12 protein-coding genes are annotated in these 15,348 nt (G+C 62.4%); 4 read left to right on the forward strand and 8 right to left on the reverse strand.

Annotation, left to right across the window (positions count from 1 at the left end; translation table 11 throughout):
- Window positions 1–7 precede the first annotated feature (7 nt).
- The 8 genes from tssG to tssA all read right to left on the reverse strand — a co-directional run bounded on the left by tssG (window position 8) and on the right by tssA (window position 8,865).
- Window positions 8–1,009, reverse strand: a complete 1,002-nt coding sequence (tssG, locus tag GR198_RS08910) for a type VI secretion system baseplate subunit TssG (protein WP_164068397.1) — start codon at window positions 1,007–1,009, stop codon at window positions 8–10.
- Between the two features lie 20 nt (window positions 1,010–1,029).
- Entirely contained in the window at window positions 1,030–2,811 is a 1,782-nt protein-coding gene (gene tssF / locus GR198_RS08915) for a type VI secretion system baseplate subunit TssF (RefSeq protein ID WP_164068399.1), read from the reverse strand.
- The gene (tssE, locus tag GR198_RS08920; protein WP_164068401.1) at window positions 2,804–3,313 is read right to left on the reverse strand and encodes a type VI secretion system baseplate subunit TssE; all 510 of its coding nucleotides are present in this window, start codon (window positions 3,311–3,313) and stop codon (window positions 2,804–2,806) included. Before tssE ends, tssF begins: the two co-directional genes overlap by 8 nt.
- Window positions 3,306–4,148, reverse strand: a complete 843-nt coding sequence (locus GR198_RS08925; protein WP_164068403.1) for a type VI secretion system accessory protein TagJ — start codon at window positions 4,146–4,148, stop codon at window positions 3,306–3,308. Before GR198_RS08925 ends, tssE begins: the two co-directional genes overlap by 8 nt.
- Entirely contained in the window at window positions 4,145–5,533 is a 1,389-nt protein-coding gene (gene tssC, locus GR198_RS08930; protein ID WP_164069038.1) for a type VI secretion system contractile sheath large subunit, read from the reverse strand. The genes GR198_RS08925 and tssC (GR198_RS08930) overlap by 4 nt, the downstream gene beginning before the upstream one ends.
- 74 nt (window positions 5,534–5,607) lie before the next feature.
- On the reverse strand, window positions 5,608–7,089 hold the full coding sequence (gene tssC, locus GR198_RS08935; protein WP_130853777.1) for a type VI secretion system contractile sheath large subunit: 1,482 nt from the start codon (window positions 7,087–7,089) through the stop codon (window positions 5,608–5,610).
- Window positions 7,090–7,218: 129 nt separating this feature from the next.
- Window positions 7,219–7,743, reverse strand: coding sequence for a type VI secretion system contractile sheath small subunit (tssB, locus tag GR198_RS08940; RefSeq protein ID WP_041937007.1), 525 nt, complete (start codon window positions 7,741–7,743; stop codon window positions 7,219–7,221).
- A gap of 57 nt (window positions 7,744–7,800) precedes the next feature.
- Complete coding sequence (gene tssA / locus GR198_RS08945) at window positions 7,801–8,865, reverse strand: type VI secretion system protein TssA (RefSeq protein WP_164068405.1); 1,065 nt, start codon at window positions 8,863–8,865, stop codon at window positions 7,801–7,803.
- Window positions 8,866–9,095: 230 nt separating this feature from the next.
- Here tssA and tssH point away from each other — a divergent pair, with 230 nt between their 5' ends.
- The 4 genes from tssH (at window position 9,096) to tssI (ending at window position 15,336) form a co-directional block, all read left to right on the forward strand.
- The gene (gene tssH / locus GR198_RS08950) at window positions 9,096–11,870 is read left to right on the forward strand and encodes a type VI secretion system ATPase TssH (protein WP_164068407.1); all 2,775 of its coding nucleotides are present in this window, start codon (window positions 9,096–9,098) and stop codon (window positions 11,868–11,870) included.
- 41 nt (window positions 11,871–11,911) lie between these two features.
- Complete coding sequence (locus GR198_RS08955; RefSeq protein ID WP_003575677.1) at window positions 11,912–12,388, forward strand: Hcp family type VI secretion system effector; 477 nt, start codon at window positions 11,912–11,914, stop codon at window positions 12,386–12,388.
- A 79-nt stretch (window positions 12,389–12,467) separates the two neighbouring features.
- Window positions 12,468–13,061 carry a hypothetical protein gene (locus tag GR198_RS08960; RefSeq protein WP_017956906.1) on the forward strand — a complete coding sequence of 198 codons (594 nt, stop codon included), beginning with the start codon at window positions 12,468–12,470 and terminating at the stop codon, window positions 13,059–13,061.
- A 13-nt stretch (window positions 13,062–13,074) separates the two neighbouring features.
- Window positions 13,075–15,336 (forward strand): type VI secretion system tip protein TssI/VgrG, encoded by a 2,262-nt coding sequence (gene tssI, locus GR198_RS08965; RefSeq protein ID WP_164068409.1) that lies wholly within the window; start codon window positions 13,075–13,077, stop codon window positions 15,334–15,336.
- Window positions 15,337–15,348: the final 12 nt, after the last annotated feature.

The following is a 15,348-nucleotide window of genomic DNA, read 5'->3' on the forward strand; positions in this document are numbered from 1 at the left end:
CGTCTCCTCACCGCGCCTGAACCGACAGGCGCTCGACGATCACTGCATCGCCGCTGTCGCTTGCAGCCGGAGCAACCCTCGCCCAACTGTTCCAGCCAAGCCGCGGCGGGTCGCCTGCCTGCCCGAGCTGGCAGAAGGGAACGTCCTCCTTCTTCAGGATCGCCTGTATGTCGAATTCGAGCGCCGCACCGACATAGAGCCGCGTCAGTGCGAAGAGCTCGGTGATGGCGCGGCCGCCCGGCGCGAGCGAGAGGTAATCGGCATAACCGAGCGGACCGATGACGATGCGAAAGCCGCCGCTGAAATCGTGAATCGCCGCACCTGCCGTCGCATTGACGCTAAGCTGGACGCCCTGCGGCTGGCCCATGCGGCTGCGCTCCTCGATCGGGATGGTCAGCCAGCGGCCGCGGAACAATTCGATCTCCACCGGCAGGCCGCTGAATTCGCAGAGCATGGCCCGGAGATTGACGGCGTTGCGGTGGCGCGTGGCGAAGAAGCCCGAGAAACGCAGGATCAGTTCCTCGTCGACGCCGCTCTTTTCGACGAGACGCTTGGTGCCGAAGCCGGTCAGCGACAGGAGCGTGGTGACGAAAGCGTTGTTTGCCCATGTGCCGCCCCAGCGCAGCCGCCGGGCGATACGGTATTTCTCGCAGGCGTCAGTGAAGAGTTCCGCCATCCGCGCGCTGAACATGTCGAAGAAGCCCGCCAGCGCCCGCGACCTGTTGCGCTCCTCGCGCATGACGAGGTCGTTATAGGCCGACGGCATCGAGCCGAGTGCCCCGACGAGACCGGCAAGCGCACTGCGGACGACGGCGCCGCCGCCCTTGCGCTTGTATCCGCTGACGGCAAGAGGCGCCGGCGAGACGCCGACATGCGAGGCGACATCAAGCCGTCCTTCCCCCACCGAAGCCTGCGCGACGCGAAAGGCCGTCACCGGCTCGAAGCGGCCGGGGTCGCGTTCGAGCAGATCGGCAAGGGCGTCTGGCTTCCGGGCGGCGGGGAGATCCATGATTTAATAGCGATCCTTCCTTAGAGAAGCGGGCGTTCGGCGGCGCGTGCCGGCCACCGGGCGATCGGCCTCGATTGCCCCTTCATCCCAATGGTGAGCCGGGTGAAGCTGTTGACCGAGGTATAGAGACTGAAGAAGCGGTCGAGCACGCTGCCGAACAGGAAGGCCGAGGGCCGGTCGATGGCGGCCGGATCGAATTCAAGTGCGATCTCGGTGCCGGGCACCATGCCGCCGCTGCCGAGACGGGCGGTCGAATTGCCCGCCTTGATCCGGACGAGCGCATCGACGAATTGTTTGGTCTCGGGGCTATCCCGGAAGGCGTAGAGCGACAGGATATCCTTCAGCGCCGCACCGTCATTGTCGAAGAGCGACAGGTGATTGAGGATGAGATGCGACATCAGCCGCCAGTTCCGCCCTTCGTGATCGTTCATCCTGACCGACGGTGTCGGCGGGATCAGGGCTTCGACGCTGGCGACCGCCTCATGGCCGGAAGCGAGCTGCAGGAATGGATGGCCGCCGCCGAAGGGAAGCTGTTCCGGCAGGTCGCGGTTGAGGCAGAGCGTATCGACGCTTGCGACCGCATCGACAGGACCTGAAGAACGGCGCTGCCTGTCGACGAAGGCGATGTCCATGTCGCTGGTCCTGTCGTCTTCGTCGAAACGGCGATAGGCCTGCCAGTAGGTCGCGCTCGTGCCTGCCCGCTGCGACCGGCCGAAGAACGGCTGGCAGAATTCCTCCTGGCCGCGCGATCCGGTGAGCAGAACGCGGTCGATCGAATAGATCTCGCGGGTCTTCTGGCGCCGCGCATCCGGCAGGAGACGGTATTCCGTGCGGGTGCCGTCGATGGCAATCGGTTCGCAAACCTGGCGGAAGAGGTTGACGACAGGCGTCGCATTGAGCGCGAAGTCGCGGACCGAGACTGCGCGTTCGAGCTTGGCGTCGCTTTCCCTGAGGTAGACGAAGAGCTCCAGCGTGTCGCCGCGCCACGCATCGAGCCCTTCGATGTCGAGGAAGAGAAATTTGCGAGGCAGAGCGAAAAATTCGGTCAGCAGCCGGTAGCCGGTGAAGCTCGGCGCCGGATAGGGCAGCACGGCCTCTTCAGGCTCGAAACCGACCGGCTTGAGGTTCCCCGCCGGCAGGAAGACCGGCGAACGGTCGTCCGCATGTTTGGCAAGCGCGATGCCGAGCGTGTGGTTGGCAAGCAGTTCGTAGATCGCCATCGCCTGTTGCCAGGGAGACGGAATGTGCAGGCGCAGCCGGCTCATGCCAAGGCCGCCAAGCGGCTTTCGGGCATCGAGAGAGCGGATGGACAGCCTCAGGCAACCGGCAACGCCGGCATAGGGCGAAAGCGGCGCATTGATCGGCTGGCCGGAAAGTTCAGCACCGGTGATTTCGATCGGCGCGATCTCGACTTCCTGCGTGGTGCGGAAGCGGCAAGCTTCGCCTCTCACCGGCTCGGCTAGGATTTCCGTATGGCGCGGCACGGTCTGGACCGAGGCGAGCGTGTCGCTCGGGCGGAACTTGACGATGCTCATCGAGGGCAGCGGCGCCAGATAATGGGGATAGAGCGTTTCGAGGAGGCCGTCGGTCAGTTCGGGAAACTCGTCGTCCAGCTTCTGACGGACGCGGGCGGCCGAATAGGCGAAACTCTGGATCAGGCGTTCCACATGCGGGTCGTCGGCGACGTCGCCGGTCATGCGCAGGCGGCCGGCGATCTTCGGGAAGGCATCGGCAAAGCGCGCGGCCCGGCGGCGGAGCGCCAGCAATTCCTCATTGTAACGGTGCAGGAAACCTTCAGCCATGCGCCGCCTCCACGAGGAAGCGCTGGGTCGAGGGATCGATCGTCGACTCAAAGCTGATCGGCGGCATGCCTTCATGCAGGCTGAAGGTCGCCTGGATGCGCATGCGCAGCGCCCGTTCGGTCATCGTCCGGCTCTTGAGGATCGTCACCCGCACATCGGACAGCCGCGTTTCGAAAAGCGCAATCCGCCTCTCGATCGCTTGCGCCAGCTTGAGCTTGGCCTGGTCGGTCATCAGATTTGCCGAGACGATGCCGTCGACGCCATAGCTCACCAGGGCGTCCCTGAGTTCCGAAAGTGCCGCCGGCGGCGTTGCCGGGCAGCGCCGCGTGTTCAGCAGCGCTTCGAGATCGCGGCGGATCGCCTCCCTGACGTCGCGGACCTGATCGACGAAGCTCATCGGCGGATCGGCGGTGCGATCCGGAGCCTCGTCGATCAACCTGTCGAGGATCGAGCGGGCAAGGACGCGGTCCCGCAGCCGGTAGCGTTCGAGGGGATCAACCATGCGCAACCTGCCTGCCGGCAGCCGTTGCCGGCACGATCTCCAGACTTTGGGTGTCATGGAAGGAAACCAGCTCGTCGCCGGCGAGGTAGCAGCGCTGACCACGGCCGGTGGTGATACCGGTTGGCTCCTCGATCCACTCGGTCTCGCGGCCAAGCCTGAGCGTCGCATCCTTGCCGGTGCCATGGTAGACCGCCGGGAGAAGCACCGACGCGGCTGCGCCGTCGATCAGGGAGAGTTCGGCGCGGCGGAAGGCCAGATCGCGCGGACGGGCAATCGGCTCTATCGAGAGGGCTGCGATCTTGGAAAAATCGATCCAGAGATATCCGCCGCCGGTCATGATGACTTCCAGGGCATGCGGTGTCCGGTCGTCGAGATCGCGGAAATCGGAGACCGCCCTGCCGTTCCAGATCAATGGACGTTCGCCCCTCAACTTCTCGAGCGCATCGAGCGTGGTCCTAGCCTCATCCGCATCCGCATCCGCATCCGCGTTGCGATGGGCGATGCCGAGGCGAACAGCGAGCTTGTCGAGTTCGCTCGGCCCCTGTGGAAATTCCGGCAGGGCGCCGCTTTCGAACCAGGCGTCGCGCGCCGCCATTGCCCGAAGCTCGTTGCGCAGCAGGGCGAAGCCCATCGTCGCGTCGGGAGAGAGGGTGGCAGCAAGGCTGCACTGATTGTCCGCCCGCTGGTAGTCACCGGCAAGCACGAGAAGATCGATATAGAGATGCCGCGCCTCCTGATCTGACGGCTTGACCTTCAGATGCGCCTTGACCTCCTCGATCGCGTCATCGAGGGCATTGTCGCTGAGCGATTGGGCGATGCTGGCGGAAAGCGTCATGCGGACATCCTCTCGGGTATGGCAACGGGGCGGCTCAGGATCTGGCCCGTGGTCGCGGTCTCGGCGATGAGATGGAAGCTCGTGGCAACGTCATCGAGCTGGAAATGCGGCTGCAGCCGGACGGTGCAGGAGAAGCTGCCGGGCTTGCCCGGAATCTCGGCGACGCCGATGCCGGCCGAGCGCAGGGGGAAGCGGGTGCGCAGCGCGATGTCGGCGTCGTCATTGCCGAGCGTATAGGCGGTCAGCCAATCCGCCAGCTTCCGCTCGATCGAGATCGCATCGGCAAGCTGGCCGATTTCGTCGCGCATAATGATCTTGAGATAATGCGAGAAGCGCGACGCACAGAGCACATATTGCAGCATGGCGGCGAGGCGGGCGTTCTGGCGTGCATGTTCGTTGGAGTAGTGCGGCGGCGCATGCAGGGACTGATTGGAATTGAAAATCGCCGAAGAGGAGAGATAGGTGGTCGCGGCAGGGATGATGCCGAGCTCGCAGAGCTGCTGCTCCTGGCCGCTGGTCAGATGGATTTCCACCGGCGCCTGAGCTGATAGTCCGTTGCTTTCGGTGCCGAAATCATAAGGTGGAAGCTCGGTTGCGCTCAGTAGGCCACCGTCGATAGCGTCCTGCGTGACGCCGCGGATATCGGCGAACCATCCGGAATCGATGAAATTTCGGATGACGACGGTCGCAAAGGCGAAAGCGGCGTTGCCCCAGAGAAGCGAACTGCCGTCGCTAGCAACGCTTTCCCGGAAGGGAAAGCCGTCGTTGCGATTGCGTGCATGAGGCGTAAGCGGCGGGCGCATCAGGATGCGCGGCGCGACAAGTCCGAGGAAGCGCGAATCCTCACGCGCGCGCAGACCGTTCCAGCGGATGCGGGCCGTCTCATTGGCAAGCCAGGAAAAGTCGTTGACCCGGTTCAGCTCGTGAAAGTCTTCAAGCCCAATCGCCAGCGGCGCAGCACCTGCGATGAAGGGGCAGAAGGCGGCGGCCGCCACCATGCCGATCTGCGACAGCGTGCTGACCGGATCGCCGCCGGCCGGATCGGCCGGAGAAAGATGGTAGTCGCCGACCAGCAGACCGAAGGGTTCGCCGCCCGGCATGCCGAACTCGCGGCTGTAGATCAGTTCGAAGAGATGGCTCTGGTCGAAGTCGCTGGCACGCTCCATGCTCCGCGTGAGCTCGCTCCAGCTGACGCCGAGAAGCTTGACTTTCACTTCGCCGCTGCGGCTTGCCTCGCGCACGAGCATGGCAAGGCCACGCCATCTCGCCTCCATCGCCTGAAAATCTGGATGGTGGAGGATGACATTGACTTGCTTGTTCAGCGCTTCGTCGATCAGCGTAATCAGCTGATCCGCCCGGCGCCGCCATTCAGTGTTGGAACCCATCGTCAACCTGACACAGATGTTTCGAACGCAAGGCCCAAGCGCGGCGGCGACCCGCCGCGCCTGGGCCTGCTTCATCAGTTCTTCGAGGGAATCCGGGCGACCATGCGCAGCGAGGTGGTCAATTCCTCCATCTGCAACCACGGACGCATCCAGGCCACGGCGTTGTAAGCGCCAGGCCTGCCGGGGATTTCCTGGACGGTGACTTTTGCCTCGCGCAGTGGATATTTCGCCCGCGACTCTTCGCCGGCGTCGTCATTGGCGTTGACATAGTTGGAGATCCAGCGATTGAGCCAGGCCTCGCAATCTTCCGCCTCCATGAAGGAGCCGATCTTATCGCGGCCCATGACCTTGAGATAATGGGCGAAGCGCGAGGTCGCCATCATGTAGGGCAGGCGGGCTGAAACGGCCGCATTCGCAGTCGCCTCGGGCCGGTCGTAGAGCTTCGGCTTATGCGCGGTCTGCGCCCCGAAGAACACGGCATAGTCCGTATTCTTGTAATGGCAGAGCGGCAGGAAGCCGAGCTTGCCGAGTTCGGCATCGCGGCGATCGGTGATACCGACTTCCGTCGGGCACTTCAGGTCCAGATCGCCGTCGTCGCTCGAGAAGATGTGCATCGGCAGCCCTTCGACCTTGCCGCCGTTTTCCGCCCCGCGAATGGCGGTGCACCAGCCGTTCTTGGAGAAGGCCTCGGTGAGACGCGTGCCCATCACATAGGCCGCGTTCATCCAGCAGTAGGAACCGTGGGAGAGCTCGCCGGTCTTGGAACCGCCGGTTTCGTCGAAGTTGAACTCCTCGATCGGGCTGGTCTTCGGGCCGTAGGGCATGCGGGCGAGCACACGCGGCATGGCGAGCGTCACGAAGCGGGAATCATCGCTGTCACGCAGGCTGCGCCACTTGGCGTATTCAACTGTCTCGAAGATCTTCTCGAGATCGCGGGGTTTTGCGAGCTCCCGGAAATCCTCGAAGCCGAACATGCGCGGGCTGGCGGCCGAGATGAACGGGGCGAAAGCGGCTGCGGCGATCATCGACACGCCCTGCAGCAGCTGGACGTCGTCAAAGGAATTGTCGAATTCGAAATCGCCGATCAGCGCGCCCATCGGTTCGCCGCCCGGCGTGCCGAATTCGTCTTCATAGACCGACTTGAAAAGCCGCGACTGGTCGAATTCGACGGCCTTTGCCAGATCCTTGGCGACATCGCGCTTGGATGCATTGAGCACGCGGATCTTCAGGTTGGCGCTGGTCTCGCTGTTCTTGACGAGATAGTTCAGGCCGCGCCAGGCGCCTTCGAGCTTGGTGAACTCAGGCGACTGCATGATGGCCGCGAGCTGGCTTGATATCGCCTTGTCGATTTCGGCAATGGCATTGTTCAAGGTGATCGTCAGGTTGCGATCATAGGTGACGGTGCCCTTCAGGGCTTGATCGGTGAGGGTGCGCAGAAGGTCCTGGGCACGGTCTGGCTCGGTCTGGCGGGTCGCCGCAACGACCTTCGAGAGCAGGTTTTCATCAGGCGCGAAGCCTACGTCTTCCTTTGTTTGCAATTGCGTTTCGGCGGTCATCTATCGATCCTTTTTGCGAAAGCGGCGGCCCTCGAAGCATGAGGGGTTCCCTTCAAAAGGGGCCGCTGCCGGACAACGACTCTTCAGGAATGGAGCGCGCGGGCGCGATCGGTCCGCGATCCCAGGTACTCAGTTCAATGCGTCCTTGGCCTCTTCGGCCTTGTCGCCGCCGAGCTGGGCCACCAGCTGCGAGAGATCGGCCTTGTTCTGCAGGATATCCTCGAGCAGGCGCTCGAGCTCTTCGGAGCGGTCCGCCTTGCTCATCAGGTCGCGCAGCTGGTTGCGTGCGTTGAGCAGGGCCTTCAGCGCCGGCACCTGATCGACGACCGCGCCGGGTTCGAAATCGGCCATGCTTTCGAATTTCAGCGAAACGGGAAGCTCGGTTCCGTTTTTCTCGAGGGTGTTCTCGACCGACAGGGTGAGGCCCGGCGTCATGCGGCGCATGACGTCGTCGAAGTTGTCGCGGTCGACCTGCACGAACTTGCGCTCGCCGAACGGCTTGAGCTGCTGCGTGGGATTTCCGGAGAAATCGCCGAGTACGCCGACGACGAAGGGCAGTTCCTTCACCACCATCGCGCCTTCGGTTTCCACTTCGTATTTGATGTGGACTCGCGGTTTGCGAACCCGTTCCAGTTTCTCATGCACACTTGCCATCAAGATTCTCCTTCGTCTCATCGGCGGATTGTCAATTGAGGATGCTGCGGCGTGCAGTTAGCCTCCCTTGTCGGCTACGGGCTGGATGCCGGCTGCCGTCAGCACCGCGTTGCGCGTCTGCTGTTCGGGCAGGAGCTCGGCAAGAAGCTCGAAAAAATCCATGCGGCCGCGACGCACCAGCGTTTCGATCGACATGGAGATCGGTGAATGGGGCTCCGTGCGGCGGAAATAGCGCGCAACAGCGATCAGAAGTTCGAAGGCTTCTTCCCGTGAACGAATCATCTCGGCGCTGACAGGCCGCAGGCCGATGGCTTCGGACTCGTCGGTTTCGCTTGCCGGCAGTGGCTCGGATTCTTGCGAAGTAAGGGCTTGCGGAGCGGCGAGCGGCGCTTCGATTCCGGCGAGCATCCGGATTGCAGACGCCGCCTCCTGCAACACATTGCGTGTATTCGAACTCGGCGGCGCCTGGTCGCCGCAGTGTATGTCAAGTATTTCGACCATGCGATCGAATGCGGCGATGCACCCGGTCAGCACGCCGAGATAGGCTGACATCTGAGCGACACCGGCTTCCGCTGCCGCCTGCTGCAATTCCTTGCGTCGTTCGGTTTCGTTCGGCCGCTGCGAAAGCTGGAAATCCCAAAGCGAAAACTGCGCGAACTTTCCGCCGGGGATCAACGATGTCAAACGAATAGCCTGGATAAGCGTTCCTTCGCCGCCGACGCCGTTCAGTCCCGCAAACGGCGCAAACCGTTCCTCGACGTCACCATCGCCGATCGAATGCAAAGCGTCGAAATGCTTGTCTAAAAGCGACACGGTTGCGACGTAAACGTCATGCAATCCAGAGAAGCCGCGCAGCCGCAGCTGCGCCTCTGCGAGCCATGCCAATACTTCGATGTCCTTGCTCTTTGAAGAAAGGATCTGCAATCCAAGATTGCTAACATCGTGCCAAGCAGGTGCAATCGCAATAGTTTCACCCGGGATAATACTACGTTCGGCTGTACGCGCGGCGTTTCTCGCGTCCTTAATTCTATAGTATATTTCACGAGATACAGTATTGCTCCGCACGTTTTCTCCGCACGGAGGATTTTGTTCAAGTGGATCTATAATTTCGCGAACATTCACGCGGTTAAATTCCTCAAAAAGCAGAGCATAATGCGAAGAATGGTCATTTTGGGCGGCTCATATTGGCTTGTCAACCATAGAAGGATGATGACGGATTTATGACGACTTTCGATATGCTCATTTTTCAAAATAGAGTCGTTTTTCTTCTGGACAAGGGTTTATGAGCGCCCTAGTTGTTTCTTCGCAACGGGTGAGCGTACTGAATTTCGACGTAAAGACAGGACTTGCGAATGTCCCATATCGATCTCAATCGTCTGATAAGAACGCTTGAGCCCAATCTACGTGTCGGTCTTGAGACAGCGGCTTCGCTTGCCGTGCGTCATCAGCATGCCGTCGTGGATATCGCCCATTGGCTTCGCTCCCTTCTTGATATCGCAGGATTTTCCGCCGTTTTCGAAGAGCTCAAGCTCTCCTCCGAGATGCTGAGAATGGAGCTCGACGCGGCGATCGCCGACATCCCGCGGGAGGATGGCGTCTCACTCGCGCTGTCTCCGAACTTGCTTGCCCTTGGGAGGGAATCCTTTCTGGTTGCATCGCTGCAATGCGGGCGCAATGTCGTGCTTTTGGCCGATCTGCTTGCCGCACTGATCAACGAGCCGGCGTTGCGGGCGGTGACGCGCGGCATTGCCCCGTCGATGCGCAATCTCGACAGGGCGACGCTCGACAAGTTGCTGGAGACGGCGGCGCCAGGCCCGTCGGGCGAGCTTTCCGTGCCCGTCGCCTCGTCTGCGAACTTCTCTGGGGACAATGAATTCCTGCGGCTCTACACCCACGACATGACAGCGGATGCCCGCGCGGGCCGAACCGACCCGGTCATCGGTCGCGATCGCGAGCTGCGGCAGTTGATCGATATCCTGATGCGCCGGCGGCAGAACAATCCGATTCTTGTCGGCGAGGCGGGTGTCGGCAAGACCGCGGTCGCCGAAGCTCTGGCGCTGGAGATCGCCGCCGGCAACGTGCCGGCCCGGTTGAAGGACGTGAAGCTGCTGCTGTTGGACCTGAGTCTGCTGCAGGCCGGGGCCGGCGTTAAAGGCGAGTTCGAGCGGCGGCTGCATGGCGTGGTCGATGCGGTGAAGACGTCGCCGGAACCGATCATTCTGTTCATTGACGAAGCGCATGGGCTGATCGGCGCCGGCGGACAGGCAGGGCAGGGCGATGCCGCCAATATCCTGAAACCCGCTTTGGCGCGCGGCGAATTGCGGACGATCGCGGCGACGACCTGGAGCGAATACAAGCGCTTCATCGAAAAGGACGCAGCACTCACCCGCCGCTTTCAGACCGTACATGTGCGCGAGCCGGACGAAGAAGCCGCCATCCGCATGCTGCGCGGCGTGGCGGAAGGCCTGAAAACCCACCACAAGGTCCGCATCCGCGACGAGGCGATCGTCGCCGCCGTCCGGCTTTCGGCCAGATATCTGCCGGACCGGCAGCTTCCCGACAAGGCGATCAGCCTGATCGATACCGCAGCTGCTGCAGTAGCGCTGGCGCGCCAGACGACGCCGGAGGCGCTGAAGCTGCTCGCCGACGAGCGCGATCTTCTGGAAACCGAGTCGAGCTGGCTCGCACGCGAGCCGGAGACGCCGGAAAAGCGCGCCCGGCTTGGCGAAATCGCAGGCAAGCAGCAGGAGATCGTCCTGGAGATCGATACGCTCCGGTCGAAATTCGATGAAGAAAACCGGCTCGTCCGGGAGGCCGACCGGCTGGAGGAGTTCTTCTCGCCCGACGACGCCGTCGTCCCGCTGGCACCGGCCGACAAGACCGGCGACGGTACGAATGTGGCGCCATTCCCTTCGCAGGCGATGACGGCGGAAAGCGCACGCGCTGCACTTGCCGTGACCGAACGGAGCCTGGCGACAGTGGCGGATCAAACGCCGCTCCTGCCGCGCGTCGTCGACAGGGAGATCGTTGCCGCCGTCGTTGCCCGCTGGACCGGCATTCCGGTCGGCAAGCTGCTTGCGGACCAGATCGAGGCCGTCAAGACGCTCGATGCCCGCCTGAAGGAGAGGGTGCTTGGCCAGGACGCGGCGATCGAGCGGATCGCTTCGGCCATGCGGGCCGCCCGCGCCGGACTTTCCGATCCGCGCCGACCGCCGGCTGTCTTCCTGCTGGTCGGCATGTCCGGCACCGGCAAGACCGAAACCGCGCTTTCGCTCGCCGACATGCTCTATGGCGGCAGCCGGTACCTCACGACCATCAACATGTCCGAGTTCAAGGAGGAGCATAAGATTTCCATGCTCCTCGGCTCGCCCCCCGGTTATGTCGGCTACGGCGAAGGTGGCGTGCTCACCGAAGCGGTGAGGCGCAGGCCCTATGGGGTGCTGCTGCTCGACGAGATCGACAAAGCGCATCCGGGTGTTCAGGAAATCTTCTATCAGGTGTTCGACAAGGGAACGCTGCGCGACGGCGAAGGCCGGGACATCGATTTCAAGAACACCACCATCGTCATGACGGCGAATACCGGTTCGGAGATGATCGCCGCACTTGCCGCCGATCCCGACACGATGCCGGAGGCAGACGCGCTCGAAGCGCTGCTGGCGCCGGAATTGCAGAAGCATTTCAAGCCGGCCTTCCTGGGCCGCACGACCGTGCTGCCCTTCATGCCGCTCGGTAACGAGACCCTTTCGGGCATCGTCGATATCCAGATCGGCCGTATCCGTGAGCGGGTCGAGGCGACCTACGGCACCAAGCTTTCATTGTCGCCGGAAGCCCGCGATGCGTTGATTTCGCGCGCCCGCACCAGCGAGGTGGGCGCCCGCGCGATCGAGGTCATGATCGCCCGCGACCTCTTGCCGGTGCTGTCAACCTTTTTCCTCGATGCCGTTGGGCAGGGGAAGAAAATTACCGGGGTCGCCATCGGATACGACGGCCATCGCTTCGGCCTCGATGCCGAAGAGGCCGCCCCGCAAGAATTCGACACGCCGGGGGAAAACCGGTTGTCGGATGAAGTAGCCCCGAGCCGCAAGCGAACTCGGGGAGCAGCGAGAAGAAAGGCAACTACGCCTTAGACGCAACTAGGCACTCAACCGCCAACAGGAGAGCTGACAGCATGCCGATTTATCTTCAGATCGACGGTATCCAGGGGGATGCTACCCACGAGCAGCATCGCAAATGGATGGACATCGAAGCCATCCACTGGAATGTAGCCCGCAACATGAACACCTCCGCCGGTTCGGCGGCGAACCGCGAAGCTTCCGAGCCGACCGTTTCGGAAGTGATCCTCACCAAGGTCAGCGACTCCTCGTCGACCAAGCTTTTCCAGGAGGCCTGCTCGGGCCGCACCGGCAAGCGCTCCGTCATCCATCTCGTCACCACGGGCAATCCTGGCGACACCTATATCGAGTACTCCCTCGAGAACACGCTGATCGCCAGCTACTCGATCGATTCCAACGGCGACCGCCCGGTCGAGACGATCAAGCTGAACTTCACCAAGATGGAAGTGAAGTACACGCCTTACGACGACAAGCACTCGCCGCAGTCGCCGATGATCGCTTCTTACGATCTCGCGACCACCAAGGCCGCTTAATATCCGACTGGAAGGGGCGCCGCATCGTTGCGGCGCCTGTTCGCTCCATCGTCGTCGCGGGCTTGAAGGAAGTCTTCCCATGAGCGGATTGGCCATCGATAATGTGAAACTGACGAACTACCATCTGATCGTCGAGGAAGTGTTCGACGAAAGCGTCTTCGGCATGGTCGCGCCCAGCATCAAGATCAAAGGCGTCAAGGGGGTCGGGACCAGCCATCTTCAGGTGATGCGCAGCGTCTATACGCTTGCCATCGGCGAAGATGTCTATTTCAAGGGCCGCAAGCTACAGGGTTCGCCCGGAGCGCGGGAATTGCTTTCGGAGTTTTTCGAATCGGGAACGCAGCTGACGACCCGCCCGAACGGTCGCACCACGGTCATGCACCGCTATCTCGGCAAGAAGAACATCTTCACGGCCAAGGCGCTGGAGCATTACAAAGCGTCCGTCACGCTGAATTTTCTTCCCATCTATGGCGAGGATCCGGCGCCGACCCGTTTGCTGTACGGCAATCCCGCGGTCACCTTCATCCAGAAGACCGGAGAGCGGCCGATGGCTGCCGCCTATTTCAACGGCAACAACAACCGACTGGAACTCTTACATTATTTCGATCGCCGTACCCTCGTCGACGGCTTTTTGAAACGCTTCTCGGAAGCGTCCGCCGCTGCCGTAGGCTGAGAGGTCCTCATCGATGAACGATATGTCGTCCGCCGCGGACTTCATCCAGGCGAGCCGAATCCTCAGAATCGTCTCGCCGCTCGGCGAAGACCAGCTTCTGCCGGAGCGGGTGACGATCGAGGAAGGTATTTCCTCGCTCTTTGAAATCAGGCTCTCGGCCCGTGCCAAGAAGCCATCCGTCAAGCCGGAGGAACTGATCGGCCGGCTGATGGATGTCTCCGTCGAGGTGCAGCAGGGTGACGATGGGGGCGGCGTGCGCCGGCCGTTCAACGGCCTGGTGACCGAACTCAACGAGGGCCCGCCCATTACCCGCGGCCTCAGGTCCTATTCCATGGTGCTCAGGCCGCAGATGTGGCTGCTTTCGCGCCGTTCCGACTGCCGCATCTGGATGGACAAGACCTCGGTCGATATCGTCGAGACGCTGTTTTCCGAGCACGGTATTCCCGCGCCCGATACCTCGGGCGTAATCACGCCACCGCCGCCGCAGCATTATTCGGTGCAGTGGAACGAAACGGACCTTGCCTATCTCACGCGCCGTTTCGAGGAAGACGGCCTGTTCTACTGGTTCTCCCATGAGGACGGCAAACACAAGCTGCATGTGGCCGACGGTGCGAGATCCTGGCTCGGTCCGTCGCCCTCGGCGCAGGGTGAGGGGCGGGTTCGCCTCGCGCAAGGCTCCTCGGATCGCAACCATATCAACGAGTGGAGCCGGCGCTATTCCTATGTGCCGGGGCAGCGGGCAGGCGCCGACTGGAACTTCGAGACGCCGCGAATGGTGCCCGGCACCATAACGCCGTCGCTGGTGCAGATGCCGGAAGCGACGAAGCGCGAGCTTTACGAATATCCGGCGCGCATTTCGTCCGTGGCCGAGGCGGAGCGGGCGGAAAAACTCAGGATGCAGGCCTCCGAAGCCGATCACGACCGGGTCTTCGGCGCCTCCACATCCCGCATTCTGGAGGCGGGACGCCGCTTCACCCCCTATGAAGTCGCCCATCCCGACCATGCCTATGAGGAGCATGTGGTGGTCAAGTCGGTGCATACCGTCGTCGACCGTTCCTATGAGACGAATAGCAACGAACCGGAATACACGAACACATTCGAGGCGGTGCCGTCGCGGGTGGCGATGACGCCGCACCGCGAGACCAAGCGGCCGCGGATAGAGGGCACCCAGGTGGCGATCGTCGCCGGCCCTTCCGGCGAGGAAATCCATCCCGACCAGTACGGCCGCATCAAGCTGTGGTTCCCCTGGGATCGCAAGGCCAAGAAGGACGGCTCCGACACCTGCTGGGTGCGCGTCAGCCAGGTCTGGGGAGGCGGGACCTGGGGCGCTCAGGTCATCCCGCGCATCGGCATGGAGGTGATGGTCGCCTTCGTCGACGGCGACCCCGACCGGCCGCTAGTGACAGGCGTGGTGCCCAATCCCACCAATGCTGTTCCTTACGACCTGCCGGCCAACAAGACCCGCATGGTCATGCGCTCGAACTCGCATAAGGGCACTGGCTTCAACGAGATGACGTTCGAAGACGAGTCTGGCCAGGAGAACATGTTCTTCCATGCGCAGAAGGACCAGACGACACGCGTGCTGAACGACCGCACCAAGCGCATCGACCGGCACGAGGTATCGGCGATCGGCGCGAACCGAACGGTCGAAGTCGGCGGCAACCAGAAACACGAAGTCGGCGGTTCGATGAACACCGTTGTAGGCGGCACCGGGCCGATGGCAATGGCGTTGATGGGGGCTGTCAGCGGTCTTTCCGGACATACGGCCGGGCTGCTGGCGCAGGCTGGGCAAATTGCAGGCGGCGGTGGGCCTGGGCTTGCGGCCTTTGCCGGCACACTCGCATCTTCAGCGCTCGGTTTCCTCGGCGCAGGCGGACTGGGAAGCCGCGAGGGCGTTGTGTCCGGGCCGTCGCCCAGAGCGGATGCAGGGACGGCGCTGGCCGGCTCCGGCACGGGTGTCGGCGACGCGGCTTCAGGCCTATTCCCGCTTCCCGGCATCATGAACACCATTGTTGGCTCGTTCAAATCCGACACGATCGGCATCGCCCGCGCCGAGCAGATCGGCGTCAGCAAGGTGACCAATGTCGGCCAGACATCGCTGGAGAGCGTCGGAAAATTCAAGAAGATCGCCGTCGGCGAGGAATTCGTCATCGAATGCGGCGATTCCAAATTCATCATGAAGGCGAATGGCGAAGTGATCATCCTCGGCAAGACGTTCAACTTCGTCGCCACCGAACACTTCCAGATGCGCGGCAAGCCGATTGATCTGAACTGAGGAGGAAGTTCG

Source organism: Rhizobium leguminosarum (assembly GCF_010668065.1).
Classification (GTDB): domain Bacteria; phylum Pseudomonadota; class Alphaproteobacteria; order Rhizobiales; family Rhizobiaceae; genus Rhizobium; species Rhizobium leguminosarum_S.